Source organism: Fictibacillus sp. KU28468 (genome assembly GCF_026153615.1).
Taxonomy (GTDB): domain Bacteria; phylum Bacillota; class Bacilli; order Bacillales; family Fictibacillaceae; genus Fictibacillus_C; species Fictibacillus_C marinisediminis.
Genome location: NZ_CP110666.1, coordinates 3622126 through 3633952, shown reverse-complemented (window position 1 = coordinate 3633952; position 11827 = coordinate 3622126). Strand labels below are relative to the sequence as shown.

The window sequence follows — 11827 nt, the reverse complement described above, 5'->3', positions numbered from 1 at the left end:
AAAAAAGGGGGCCAGCCGGCTCCCTTTTTTATTTGGAAAATCTATTGAACTTCCTCTTGTTCCCTTTCAGCACAGTCGGTATCGAGCTTTCCGTCTGTACAATTTTCATGTCCAGAGCCATCGCTTCCCTCGGATGCGGCAACGGTCCCTGTTACATTTAATATAGCAGCCATTCCTGTAATAACGATTTTCTTTTTCCAATCAGGATGCATGAATACCCTCCTACTTAATGTTAAGAAAATCCAGTTTATGGATAATTACCCTTATTAAAACATATTAAACCCTATCTATAACTAACCGATAATAACTAGGTAGAGAAATGTAATTCAATGTATGTAAAAACGGGATAATGTATACCCAAAATGCAGATTGGGAGAAGACAAAATGAAAACTAAAATGATTCGGTATTTTAAAAAGGAAGAAATGAAATCGAGCCTTCAGGAACAAGTGCTGCATGAATTGAACCATGTTGCGATGGAACGAAGCCCTGGATCCAGTCTGGAAAAGCAGTTAGCCATGATTTCAATGACCCCGGAAGATCTGGCGGTTCTCCGAGCACTACAGCCTTTTGTTTCCCAGCATATTGATCAAGTTGTCACTGGGTTCTACAGCACAATTGCCCACGTACCTCAGCTTTCTAAGATTATAGAGAAAAACAGTTCTATTGAACGGCTGAGACTGACACTGGAGCGCCATATTCGTGAAATGTTTAACGGTGAGATTAACCATGCCTTTATTGAACAAAGGAAAATGATCGCGCACATTCATTTTAAAATTGGATTACAGCCGAAATGGTATATTTCCGCTTTTCAGGATCTTCAGTTATCTCTTTTATCCATCATGGACGAACATCTGGAGGGGAAAGAGGATTTTTATCTTGCGGCAACAGCCATTACCAAAATGCTGAACCTTGAACAGCAGCTGGTTCTTGAGGCGTTTTCTCTTGAAGAAGAGAAAGCCAGGATGAAAATTGAAGAGCAGAAAGCATTGGTAAAACAAACGGTCAACTCTTCTTCTGACGAGCTGGCTGCCATTGCCCAGGAGGCGAGTGCAGCGATCGAACAGCTTGCCGCACAATCTGGAGATGTTGTAGAACATGCACAGAGCAGTGTAGAGTATGCCTCTCTCGTATCTGAAAAATCAAAAGAAGGCAAAGAAAAGATCGAGCTGCACTTATCATCGGTACAGCAGATCAAGCAGAAAATGAATCAAATATCAAAAGAGATTCTTTTATTAAAAGAAGACTCTGGCCATATTATTGAAATTGTTGATCTCGTGAAAGGAATCGCCGAACAGACCAATTTACTTGCCCTGAATGCAGCCATTGAAGCAGCAAGAGCAGGGGAAATGGGTAAAGGTTTTGCTGTAGTAGCGGGAGAAGTCAGAAAACTGGCAGAGCAAACCAAAGATTCAGTAGGAGGAGTCGCTGAATATATCTCCAACACGAATGGGCGGATGGATTTAATTACAGCTTCTTCGGCACAAATCAATAGCTGGATCAATGAGAATACAGCTGAAGTTGAGGAAATGAACGATTTTTTCAATGAAATTCTCACAAACATGGAAGAAAGCAGAAAACAGAGCAACAGCGTTGGAGGAAAGATACTGGATATAGCAAAAATTATTAAAGAGATGGAACATGCCATTGCCCAAATTGCTCAATCTGCAGAAAGCCTTTCAGACAGTACGTATCATCTATAAAAAAAGAGCCCCTTATCGGGCTCTTTTTTATGATTTTATGATGGCATATTGCCCTCTGTTTGTTATAAATGAAATGATGCTGCCATCAATATTGATTCCGTTAATTCCATCAAGGGGAACTTCATATAAAACAGATGGAAGTTCAGTCGACTCTCCATCTTCCGTACTGTAAGCTCTACCGTGCAGGAACATGACATTATCGGATAGATAGTCATCAATGGAATCCCGCTGTTCAAAAGTCGCCTCTTCCAGCTGAATGTTGATCTGATCCAAATCTCCATTTTCTTCTTTTCGGATGGAAATCTGATGTCCAGCCCAGTTATTTATATGGTCTTTTACGTCGATAATTTTTAATTCGCTCATTATGCTCACCTCTTTAACAATGTACCCTGAAACCACCAGAATAAACCCTGTTACCAGGAGAGTACACGTTATAAATCGTATGTGAGAGGGTTAATTTAAAGGCTGAACCCTCTGAATGACGCCTTTTCCCCAAGATGCGACCTTAACGGTTACTTTATATTCACGCTGAGGCCTTTCAAGCTGTTTTCCGGTGTTATCTTTTACATAATAACGTTCAAGCCCATATTCAAGGTGCAGGAATCCTTCCATAGAAGGTGTGGCTTTTCCTTTTAAATATACTTGCTTCCCCTTAACATCAGGACGATCACCAGCTACCTTGGTTACCCTATATGAGCCGTCGTTATCCGGAGACAGAACAGCATAAACAGGGGTTGGATCCACGATGGATTTACCATTCCAAAGTGAGGAAGAGACTTCGTTGATCTCATAGTTAAGCGTTACGTAATCTCCGTAGAAAACATCGGAAGGATCAACAGGCTTTGTTTTTAAAACAATTTCCTTGCCATAGTAATCTGCTGCATAATAACTGGCTGCAATTCCCAAAAGGACAAGTACTTGAAGAACGATCAGCCCTATCCACCATTTATTTTTTTTCATGAGAATCACCGCCTTCCTCCAAAACATCCTTTTTCTTTTTCTGCAAAAAGAAATAAAGAGCAAACAGGAGAATTCCGCCAATCAGGAAGAAGAGAGATTTTGGCATAAATGACCACGCCAGATTGATGTATGCGATGAACGTTACAATCAAGAACAGGATAATTCCCCAATTGATCTGGGACCGTTCTTCTTTCTGATATCCTTCCGTCAAAAGAAGCCCGGAGAATAGGAATGCCGTGATCAAATAAATGATGCCTGTTGTGAATTCCCCAATGAGGAATGTGGAATAAAACCAGGGGAAAAATAATAATCCTGTCTTCAAAAATGAGGGGAAAGTGCCTTTTTTCCTTTTTAGGGATACAACTGCAGCAAACAACAGAACATATATGATGCCAAACCATGACGGATCAGGATAATCCAACGAACTGGCAGTATTGGTTAAGAAGAAATAAAGCAGCAAACTGGTGATAAAGGCAGCACCCGTTGTAAAAAAACGCAACGGTGAAGCGAGATTTTGGTTCAATCCTTCAGCTGCGGCATATAAGCCGATCAAGATTACAATCAGCCAAAGCCAGTTATCCTCAAGTGTTAAGGCATAAAGGACAAGGTGCAAAACTAGACCGGCAGAAAAAAACCAAGTAAGCAGCTTGTCTTTTGAAGCTGAAACGAACCAGCCTAGACCAATCGCGAACAAAATAAGTATCACATAGCTGTAGCTGGAGAATTCGGATAATGCATAAAGCTGGCCTCCGGTCAGGATCGCGAAGGAAATAAAGAACAAAAGCTTCCCGCGAAATAAATAAAGATAAAGCAAAGCTGGAACGGACCAAATGATAAAAGAGCGTGCATCATAGGATACGAAATGAAACGTTTGGCCAAGCAGGATAAGTCCAGCTCCAAAAGCCGAGATTCCGAGGGCTATAAAAGCTCTTCCCAGAACAGGATTTCCTTTTTTTAGCCGAACATGGCCAGCTGTGTAGAACACACTGAGAACAGCAATCAGAAGCACCAGACGGAAGAGAGGTGATATTCCATCCCAGTTGGAAGCGATGAAGGATAAAATCCCAAGGCCAATGAGAATGCTTGCAAAGACGGGAATGAGTCCGATTCCTTGCTTTGAATGCCCGTCTGGATATTTTGAAAGAATCTGTTTGTATTGTTCTTCCGTAATAATTCCATCCTGTACCCACGTCTTCGCTTCTTTAATTAACCACTTGTCACTCAATGTTCCACCCCGATTCTTTAAATTTATAAAAATGCAGCTTGAATAAAACGTTGTATTTCTTCACCCCCACTTTAACAGAGCGCGTTAAAATTTTCACCCTCAACCCAAAGATATGTCACACGTGGAAAGAGGATGCTGTATTTTCAGCGTTTGGGGCCATTCCACATAAATTGGAAAAAAACAGGCGCATAACCTTTTTTAATTGATGCACAATATGTTTCAAGAGGAGGTGATATCAATGGCAAACAACAATAGCTCAAACCAATTAGCAGTACCTGGTGCTCAACAAGCTCTTGATCAAATGAAGTACGAAATCGCTTCTGAGTTTGGTGTTCAATTAGGAGCTGACACAACTGCTCGTGCTAACGGATCTGTAGGTGGAGAAATCACGAAACGTCTTGTAGCAATGGCTCAACAACAAATCAGCGGATCAGCTCGATAACTCTATAATCATGGCTGTAAAAGGGTGGAGCAATCCGCCCTTTTTGATAAGGAAAAGAGGAAGGCAAAATGAGTATGTGCCCGGTTTGCAATCAATTACATAATGTTGCCTTCCGCTGTCCGGAATGCGGTAATTTGAGTGAAGATCAAGGGAAGCTGAGCGATTATTTTGATGATTACAGCCCTTATGTGGATTCCGATGGATTAAAGCTTGAAAATGGTTATCCGGCTGATTTTAAAGAAGGACAGTGCCCGCATATGTATTATTGCCGGATCTGCCGGAATGAAATAATTATGTTCATTTCTGAATGGAACTCAGAGGAACTGAAATAGGCAAAAAAAAATCACCGTTCTCTTTAAAAAGAGCGGTGATTTTTATTTTACCAGGCGCAATCGCCGTTCCAGGCGTTCGCGGCCCCATTCAAGCAGGGTGGATATACCCCAATAGATAAGTGCGGCTTCCAAGAGTACCGGCAGGACGATGAGACTTGATGCACTGCGCTGGTCTGCAATGGAAGTAAGTTCTGGAACGGTAATCACCGAAGCCAGAGAAGAGGATTTAGCAACATCGATCAATGAATTCCAGATCGATGGGATAGCAATCCGCCAAGCTTGCGGAAAAATTACTTCCCTGAACGTCTGGAAGTAGTTCATGCCAAGGGAATAAGCGGCTTCCCATTGTCCGTTTGGAATGGATTGAATGGCTCCGCGGTATGATTCTGCAATATAAGCGCTGAAATGCAGGATCAATCCTACGAGAGCTGCTTGCCATCCTTCAGGGGTAATCGCAAATGTAAAACCATTATATAAGATCAATAATTGAATAAGGAGCGGTGTTCCGCGAAAAAAAGAGATATAAATCTTTGCAAAACGGACAAGCACACTGTTGCTCGACATCCGGCAAAGTGCAATGATCAGGCCGAAAATCAGCGAGCCAATTATGGAACCAAGGCTGAGGATAACGGTGATTTTGGCTCCCTCCAGTAAAAACGGGAGGGAGTCCACCATGTATTGGAGAGAACTACTCACTTACATCTGCTCCAAAGTATTTTTTGGAAAGCTTGGAAAGAGTGCCGTCCTTCTTCATGTCAGCGAGTGCTTTATCCACTTTTTTTGCTAAATCTTTATCATTTTTCTTAAAAGCAAATGCCATTTTATTTTCTGAGAAAGGCTCTCCAACCGGTTTCACATTGTATTTTGTATTTTTAAGCTCGGTTAAAATAAAGAGCTCATCATTTAAGGCAGCATCCACACGGTTAACATCCAGATCAGTCAGTACTTGAGCAATGCCTTTGTAATATTTTACTTTTGCTCCCGCTTTTTCAGCTTCAGCTGCATAGTTGCTTCCTTGTGTGGTTCCTACCACTTTTCCTTTAAGGTCTTTAATGCTTTTAATGTCTTTGTTGTTTTTATTAACAATTACTTTACCGCCAGACACGGTGTAAGGACTGGAGAAAGCAAATTGTTTTTTGCGTTCCGGAGTAATCGTTACCTGATTCGCTACCATGTCAAATCGCTTTCCTAGTGAACTAAACATGTTCTTCCATTCGGTTGGTACAACTTTTGGCTTCATATCAAGGCGTTTTGCGACTTCTTTTGCGACTTCAACATCATAGCCAGTGACTTCATTCGTCTTTTTGTCACGATAAGAGAATGGAGGATATGTAGCTTCCGTTCCGATCGTCAATTCTTCTTTCTTTTCCCCATTGTTGCCGCAAGCGGTTAACACACCCGCAAGCATGACAGAAACCATGAGTAATGTCCACAGCTTTTTCATGTAAAAACCTCCGTTATAAATCCGAATTTGGATTATTTTTTTAGTTTAAACCGATAAAACACATCAGAATTCTTTAGTCATTTTAATCAGTAAACTAAGATGTTGTCAATGATTAAACATTATTCCCTATTTCAGAACGATTTTCACATGAAATGAAGAAAAAATAAAAAAAACCCCTTTCTAAGGAAGAAAGAGGTTTTGAACTTGAAATTATCTAATGCGCTCTTCAGTGTCGTTATCGAAGAAATGCACTTTGTTCATGTCAAAGGCAAGATGAATGTTTTGCCCGTTCTGAACATCTGTACGGGAATCAACACGCGCGATGAAATCTTGGCCAGCGATTGTAGAGTATAGGAAAGTTTCGGCTCCCATCAGCTCTGCTACATCAATGCGGGCAGTGATCTTTGTATTTGTAGAAGACTCAAGGAACACAGGCTCATCATGGATGTCTTCTGGACGAATTCCGAGGGTTACTTCTTTATTAAGGTAACCGTTGTCCTTCAGCGTTTTCATTTTGCCTCCAGGAATGGCAACACGGATATCGTTGATGACGAAGAATCCGTCCTCTACTTTTCCTTGGAGGAAGTTCATCGCCGGGCTTCCGATAAATCCGCCGACAAACACATTTTCAGGAGAATCGTATACTTCTTTCGGTGATCCTACTTGCTGGATGTGTCCGTCTTTCATAACAACGATTCGAGTTGCCATCGTCATCGCTTCTGTCTGGTCATGCGTTACATAGATCGTCGTTGTTTGAAGACGTTGATGCAGCTTGGAAATTTCAGCACGCATCTGAACACGCAATTTTGCATCAAGGTTGGATAACGGCTCATCCATCAAGAATACTTGAGCATCACGAACGATGGCACGTCCGAGCGCAACCCTCTGGCGCTGACCGCCTGAAAGAGCTTTCGGTTTACGGTCAAGGTATTGTTCAAGTCCAAGGATGCGCGCAGCATCTTTTACACGGCGATCAATTTCTTCTTTGCTGAATTTGCGAAGCTTCAGCCCGAATGCCATATTGTCATATACGTTCATGTGCGGATAAAGGGCATAGTTCTGAAAAACCATGGCGATATCACGGTCTTTGGGAGCGACATCGTTTACAACACGGTCGCCGATCACAAGATCTCCTTCAGAAATATCTTCAAGTCCTGCAATCATACGAAGAGTAGTGGACTTACCACAGCCGGACGGCCCAACGAATACAATAAATTCTTTATCTTTAATGTCAAGGTTAAAGTCATGTACTGCAGTGACTTTATTGTCATAGCGTTTCACAATATTTTGAAGTTTAATTTCTGCCATTGTTACTGCCTCCTTAAGTTCGCAAAAGAAAAGCATTTGCTGGTTGCCTTCATTGTATCGAATGTAAGGGCTTTCGTATATTGGAGGCTTGTCCGAAATGAAAGCGCTATTTTTGTGCATAGTGCACAAAGGGTTTTTTATGCAAAGCATAAAAAACAACCTTAAATATGCAAAGCCTAAAAAACAACCTTAAATATGCAAAGCCTAAAAAACCACCTTAAAACTTTACCTGTTTGCTCGTTCACGGCTGATTAACGCATGATACACTGCAACGGCTGGTTTGAATTGTTTAACGTCAATTCCAGTTCTCTCGATAAATTTATCAACCCGGTACTGAAGGCTGTTTCGGTGGATGTAAAGTTTCTTTGCCGCCATCGACAGGTTCATGTTGCATTCAAGGAACACTTTGATGCTTTGGATGAGGTCCCTGTCGTCAAATAGCTCATCAGGGATCAGTTGGGAAATATAGTGATGGGCAGGCTTGTCCGTCTGGGTGAGCAGCAGATAAGGGACAAGGTCTTCACGGCTGTACACCTCTTGTGGCGGAAGAAACGGCCGCACTGAAGAGAACAGTTCCCTTTCAAGTTTGAATTGTTCAGCTGCGGGTTCATAATCCTGAAGCCACATCCCGAGGAACAAGTCCAGATCGGTGTAAAAATCACCCGTCAGGACAGATTTTACCTGATCGTAGGGCAATTCTTTCGCTTCATCTGTTTTCGGTTCGATCAGAACGCCATAATGAGCGTTTATAAACAAAACGGTTACTTCAGAAGGGAAAATACCAGATACAGCTTCCATAAATGCTTCTGCTTCCTGATCGGAAAGGGGGCTTTTTAAAAAGAAATGAATGAACCTGAAGCTGGTACCGGCCTCTTTTTCGGATGGATTTCCTTCGAGCACGTTCTTCCATAAGATTTGCTGCTGAGAGAGAGGTACTTCAGCTTCTTGTGAGAACAGCGAGTTTAATAAGCACAGTTCATCTGAAGTAACCGCTGATTTGGCAATCCCGAATCTTTTTCCCTCTGGATCTGCAAACCAATAATAGTGTTCCGGGCGGCTGGCAGATATAGTGAAATGGTCTCCATAATAATCTTTAAGTTTGGATAGCATGCCGAAAACCCCTTTGTTTAATCTACTGTTAGTATACCAGTGGAGATCAGGATGTAACAAAAAAAGAGGGGACCTGCACTTAGGTTACGTTCAGCCCTTTGGAAACAAAGGCCTGTTTGGCGAGATGAACAGCATATTGCAAAGGAAGCATTCTCGTCGAGTAATCTTCTGCTCTAAAGGAAGAATGGGAGAAAATTCCTCTCCCTGGACGGGAATTGGCTTCAATCAGCCACACCTTTCCGTGCCGGTCCAAGCCAAGATCAAATCCAATTTCTCCGATTAGGCCTGATATGTTCTCATCAATTTTATGGCTGAGCTGTAACGCGGCTTTTGTAAGTTTCAAAGCTGATTTTGAAGGCAGGCCGGCATGCTGGATTACCTCTTCGGCCCGCTTTACTTCACCTCCGTAAGCCAGATGTGTGGTATGGGCCTGTGTACCGGCAATCTTTGAGGCCATCGCACTGGCCACCCACTTTCCGTCCCGGTTTTTATTCGTATGCACTCTAAAGTCAACCGGCCGCTGTTTCCAAGTGATCAAGTCTATCCCTTGCTGTACTAGCGTATCTTGAAGCCGGCCATAGAGTTTGCGTGTTTGCAGAAGAGAGATCAAACTTTGGAAATGCCCGATTTTAGGATGGTGATCTTCAAGGAATCTGCAGCTGTAACCTCCAGCCGGTTCTTTGTGCACGGAAAGAATTCCTCGGCCATGGCTGCCCCCGATCGGCTTGAAGAAAACAGCAGAATACGTGTTTAACATATTTTCAATTAGCTGAACTCCTGGATTGATCACCGTATAGGGCAGGTAGTCCCTCATCTCCTTATCTTTTTGCAGAAACTGAAAAATCTCCCATTTGCTGAAAAAAGAAGGGTTAAAGAATGGAATCTCCCATTCAAGGTCAAGCAGATGAACAGCTTTCTGATATTTCAAGCTGCTTTCTGTTCGCCGATTGGGAATCTGGTTGTAGATGATGGAGGGAAGGGGAACGAGGTGCTGTGACCATCCTTTCTCCGAGTAAAAGAATCCCTGAATCATCCGATTTTTCTGCTGTATTTGCTCAGGACCAAATACAAAATAATAAGCCCCGACTTGTCGGTCTGCAGAGAGAAGCTTACTGAAAAAAGAAGATCTCTCTCCTACCGGACGGGATGGAAAAAGGCCCACCCCTGATGTAAAAATACCCACAAGCGGCCCGATTAGGATGCGTGAATCTTCAATATGTACGTGGATTTTTGCTTCAAAAGGTATGGACAGCAAATCCCAAAGGGACTTCGATAATTGAATTTCCCTTTTGGCATGAGGAACAGCTTCACATAAAACGGTTCTTGAACCAAAGGACAAGGATACGCGGTGCCTGCCGTGTTGTAAGAGATATTCCGGCACATAGACTCTGCTTCCATCATCCTTGCCTTTGCAGATTGGAAGTACATGCTGCATTTCTTTCCCTCCCCACGAGAAGTGCACTTTGCGATGGCATTCTCGATTGATTAGGCTTATGCCGATATCGTATACTATGAAAGCAGTAAGAAAATCGTGTTTAACAATTAGGAGACCAATGCGAGAAAAGAACTAAAAATGATTACCTGGCTTGGCGTATTGCTGGGAGGAGCCATCGGATTCGTCCAGGCTTTAATTGTGATGTTCTTGCAAGGTCTGTTATAGTGGTAGAGATTCAGAGATTTGAGGAGGAATACAATCATGTCTAATATTTATGACTTGGCATACAGCCTTGAAAAAGCTTTGCGCGACAGCGAGGATTTCCAAACATTAAAACAATGCTATGCAGAAGTTAATGCCGATGCAGAAGCACAAAAAATGTTTGAAGAATTCCGCAACCTGCAAATGGGCCTTCAGCAAAAACAAATGACCGGCGAACAAGTAACACAAGAGGAAGTGGAAAAAGCTCAAGCCATGTTCCAAGCCGTTCAGCAAAATGAAATCATCAGCAAACTCATGGCAACTGAACAGCGCATGAGCCTAACCATTTCTGATCTCAATAAAATAATCACTAAGCCGCTCGAAGAGATCTACGGACCAATGGTAGATAACGAGCAGTAAATATATCATGTGAAAAGCCGTCCCCGGTGTGCATTTTGTGCAGGGAGACGGCTTTTTTTTGTTGCACGGGGGGCGGATTGAGCCAAACCATTGCATAATTGCGTCTAATTCAGATTAATTGCGCCGAACTCAAAATAATTGAGCGAAAATGAAGTACAATTGATCTTTTTAGAAAATTCGGATAACTTCTTCGGTGCATTCTCATAAAACGCTTTTTTGGGCGTCCCCGTTACAGGTTCTTCAGCATTTTCGATGGGCATAAGTGCAATATCAGCCTGCACAATACGGAAGCTGTGTTTTCATTATCTGTTCTACCTTCTTCGATAGGGGAATACATTTTGACAGAGAGAGTCTTTATTCGATACAGAGGGGGGATTGCCATGGTATACCGGATGCTGATTCTTGACATCGATGGGACCCTGTTGAGAAGCAATTTTCGTATGGATAAGGAAACGAGGGAAGCGATAGATTATGTGAAGAAGAAGGGTGTTTATATCACACTGGCCTCAGGGAGGAATTTTCCATCTACAAAAAAGATCGCTAAGGCATTGAAACTTGATGGTTATTTAATCAGCCAAAACGGCGGGTTTATCGCTTCTAGTGTGGATGAACCGTTTTTTGAATCACATATTTCAAAAGAAGACACGTATCGGATCGTCAATATTTTAGAGAATTACAATTGCCATATCCGGCTCGTGCATGAACGTTTCTCAGTCGGAAACCAGGTTCAGCAGAAAAACCAGCTCGTTGCGAAGGTAACATTGGGTGCGGGGGATCCGCTTTTCTATCCGGTAACGTTTCAGGAGAGCCTGAGCAGTAATGTACTGGAAAAAGATATTACCCCGTCTAAGATTGATGTTCAGTTCTTTGAAGAAAGAGAACGGCGGTCAGCGGAACAGCATTTGAGGACGCATTTTGCCAATTTTGAGTATACCTCCTCGACGAAGTGCAATTTCGAAATTACTTCCCCCAATGTCACTAAAGCCAATGCATTAAGACTGCTCGGCTTGAAGCTTGATGTGACCCCTGAGGAGATGGTGGCTGTCGGTGATTCTCATAATGACAGGGAAATGATTGAGATGGCGGGGCTTGGAGTGGCCATGGGCAATGCTCCTGAAGATGTGAAACAGGCTGCTAATTGGATCACCAGGACGAACGATCAGCTTGGAGTGCCATATATGATAAAAGAAGTTTTCCGAAAGCAGCTGAGAGTGGGACTATATTAACGAAAAAGCTCCGAAACGGGGCT

The 11827-nt window shown here is 42.6% G+C and carries 15 protein-coding genes; 6 read left to right on the top strand and 9 right to left on the bottom strand.

Features of this window, described 5'->3' with window-relative positions; all coding sequences use genetic code 11:
* Positions 1–41: 41 nt before the first annotated feature.
* Positions 42–212, bottom strand: coding sequence for a hypothetical protein (locus OKX00_RS19080; RefSeq protein ID WP_265408457.1), 171 nt, complete (start codon positions 210–212; stop codon positions 42–44).
* Between the two features lie 172 nt (positions 213–384).
* Between OKX00_RS19080 and OKX00_RS19075 the strand changes: the two genes are divergently transcribed.
* Positions 385–1701: a globin-coupled sensor protein gene (locus OKX00_RS19075; RefSeq protein ID WP_265408456.1), complete on the top strand. Its 1317-nt coding sequence runs from the start codon at positions 385–387 to the stop codon at positions 1699–1701.
* Positions 1702–1728: 27 nt separating this feature from the next.
* Here the strand turns inward: OKX00_RS19075 and OKX00_RS19070 are convergent, their stop codons facing one another.
* From OKX00_RS19070 to OKX00_RS19060, 3 genes are all read right to left on the bottom strand, one after another.
* Positions 1729–2064, bottom strand: coding sequence for a protein YmzB (locus tag OKX00_RS19070; protein WP_053355579.1), 336 nt, complete (start codon positions 2062–2064; stop codon positions 1729–1731).
* 90 nt (positions 2065–2154) lie between these two features.
* Complete coding sequence (locus OKX00_RS19065; protein WP_265408455.1) at positions 2155–2661, bottom strand: GDYXXLXY domain-containing protein; 507 nt, start codon at positions 2659–2661, stop codon at positions 2155–2157.
* On the bottom strand, positions 2648–3886 hold the full coding sequence (locus tag OKX00_RS19060) for a DUF2157 domain-containing protein (RefSeq protein WP_265408454.1): 1239 nt from the start codon (positions 3884–3886) through the stop codon (positions 2648–2650). Before OKX00_RS19060 ends, OKX00_RS19065 begins: the two co-directional genes overlap by 14 nt.
* Before the next feature lie 238 nt (positions 3887–4124).
* On the opposite strand from OKX00_RS19060, the gene OKX00_RS19055 reads away from it, so the two are divergent.
* Both OKX00_RS19055 and OKX00_RS19050 read left to right on the top strand, forming a co-directional pair.
* On the top strand, positions 4125–4328 hold the full coding sequence (locus tag OKX00_RS19055) for an alpha/beta-type small acid-soluble spore protein (RefSeq protein WP_053355577.1): 204 nt from the start codon (positions 4125–4127) through the stop codon (positions 4326–4328).
* A gap of 68 nt (positions 4329–4396) precedes the next feature.
* The gene (locus OKX00_RS19050; RefSeq protein ID WP_053355576.1) at positions 4397–4660 is read left to right on the top strand and encodes a hypothetical protein; all 264 of its coding nucleotides are present in this window, start codon (positions 4397–4399) and stop codon (positions 4658–4660) included.
* A gap of 42 nt (positions 4661–4702) precedes the next feature.
* On the opposite strand, the gene OKX00_RS19045 is transcribed toward OKX00_RS19050, so the two are convergent.
* From OKX00_RS19045 to OKX00_RS19025, 5 genes are all read right to left on the bottom strand, one after another.
* Positions 4703–5356 carry an amino acid ABC transporter permease gene (locus OKX00_RS19045; RefSeq protein ID WP_082316029.1) on the bottom strand — a complete coding sequence of 218 codons (654 nt, stop codon included), beginning with the start codon at positions 5354–5356 and terminating at the stop codon, positions 4703–4705.
* Positions 5349–6104 carry a transporter substrate-binding domain-containing protein gene (locus tag OKX00_RS19040; RefSeq protein ID WP_062236720.1) on the bottom strand — a complete coding sequence of 252 codons (756 nt, stop codon included), beginning with the start codon at positions 6102–6104 and terminating at the stop codon, positions 5349–5351. Before OKX00_RS19040 ends, OKX00_RS19045 begins: the two co-directional genes overlap by 8 nt.
* 210 nt (positions 6105–6314) lie before the next feature.
* Positions 6315–7412, bottom strand: a complete 1098-nt coding sequence (locus OKX00_RS19035; RefSeq protein ID WP_265408453.1) for an ABC transporter ATP-binding protein — start codon at positions 7410–7412, stop codon at positions 6315–6317.
* A 225-nt stretch (positions 7413–7637) separates the two neighbouring features.
* Entirely contained in the window at positions 7638–8522 is an 885-nt protein-coding gene (locus OKX00_RS19030) for a PucR family transcriptional regulator (RefSeq protein ID WP_265408452.1), read from the bottom strand.
* Positions 8523–8601: 79 nt separating this feature from the next.
* Positions 8602–9957 (bottom strand): YheC/YheD family endospore coat-associated protein, encoded by a 1356-nt coding sequence (locus OKX00_RS19025; RefSeq protein ID WP_265408451.1) that lies wholly within the window; start codon positions 9955–9957, stop codon positions 8602–8604.
* Positions 9958–10095: 138 nt separating this feature from the next.
* On the opposite strand from OKX00_RS19025, the gene OKX00_RS23410 reads away from it, so the two are divergent.
* From OKX00_RS23410 to OKX00_RS19015, 3 genes are all read left to right on the top strand, one after another.
* Positions 10096–10182, top strand: a complete 87-nt coding sequence (locus tag OKX00_RS23410) for a hypothetical protein (protein WP_416054356.1) — start codon at positions 10096–10098, stop codon at positions 10180–10182.
* Between the two features lie 33 nt (positions 10183–10215).
* A complete protein-coding gene (locus tag OKX00_RS19020) occupies positions 10216–10578 on the top strand; it encodes a YlbF/YmcA family competence regulator (RefSeq protein ID WP_156316400.1) in 363 nt (120 codons plus the stop codon).
* Positions 10579–10916: 338 nt separating this feature from the next.
* Positions 10917–11804 carry a Cof-type HAD-IIB family hydrolase gene (locus OKX00_RS19015; RefSeq protein WP_231689156.1) on the top strand — a complete coding sequence of 296 codons (888 nt, stop codon included), beginning with the start codon at positions 10917–10919 and terminating at the stop codon, positions 11802–11804.
* Positions 11805–11827: the final 23 nt, after the last annotated feature.

What these genes read in the sequence shown, in the direction of transcription:
- OKX00_RS19080 (WP_265408457.1), bottom strand. Translation starts at nt 212, where the DNA reads ATGCATCCTGATTGGAAAAAGAAAATCGTTATTACAGGAATGGCTGCT.
- OKX00_RS19075 (WP_265408456.1), top strand. Translation starts at nt 385, where the DNA reads ATGAAAACTAAAATGATTCGGTATTTTAAAAAGGAAGAAATGAAATCG.
- OKX00_RS19070 (WP_053355579.1), bottom strand. Translation starts at nt 2,064, where the DNA reads ATGAGCGAATTAAAAATTATCGACGTAAAAGACCATATAAATAACTGG.
- OKX00_RS19065 (WP_265408455.1), bottom strand. Translation starts at nt 2,661, where the DNA reads ATGAAAAAAAATAAATGGTGGATAGGGCTGATCGTTCTTCAAGTACTT.
- OKX00_RS19055 (WP_053355577.1), top strand. Translation starts at nt 4,125, where the DNA reads ATGGCAAACAACAATAGCTCAAACCAATTAGCAGTACCTGGTGCTCAA.
- OKX00_RS19050 (WP_053355576.1), top strand. Translation starts at nt 4,397, where the DNA reads ATGAGTATGTGCCCGGTTTGCAATCAATTACATAATGTTGCCTTCCGC.
- OKX00_RS19040 (WP_062236720.1), bottom strand. Translation starts at nt 6,104, where the DNA reads ATGAAAAAGCTGTGGACATTACTCATGGTTTCTGTCATGCTTGCGGGT.
- OKX00_RS19035 (WP_265408453.1), bottom strand. Translation starts at nt 7,412, where the DNA reads ATGGCAGAAATTAAACTTCAAAATATTGTGAAACGCTATGACAATAAA.
- OKX00_RS19030 (WP_265408452.1), bottom strand. Translation starts at nt 8,522, where the DNA reads ATGCTATCCAAACTTAAAGATTATTATGGAGACCATTTCACTATATCT.
- OKX00_RS19025 (WP_265408451.1), bottom strand. Translation starts at nt 9,957, where the DNA reads ATGCAGCATGTACTTCCAATCTGCAAAGGCAAGGATGATGGAAGCAGA.
- OKX00_RS23410 (WP_416054356.1), top strand. Translation starts at nt 10,096, where the DNA reads ATGATTACCTGGCTTGGCGTATTGCTGGGAGGAGCCATCGGATTCGTC.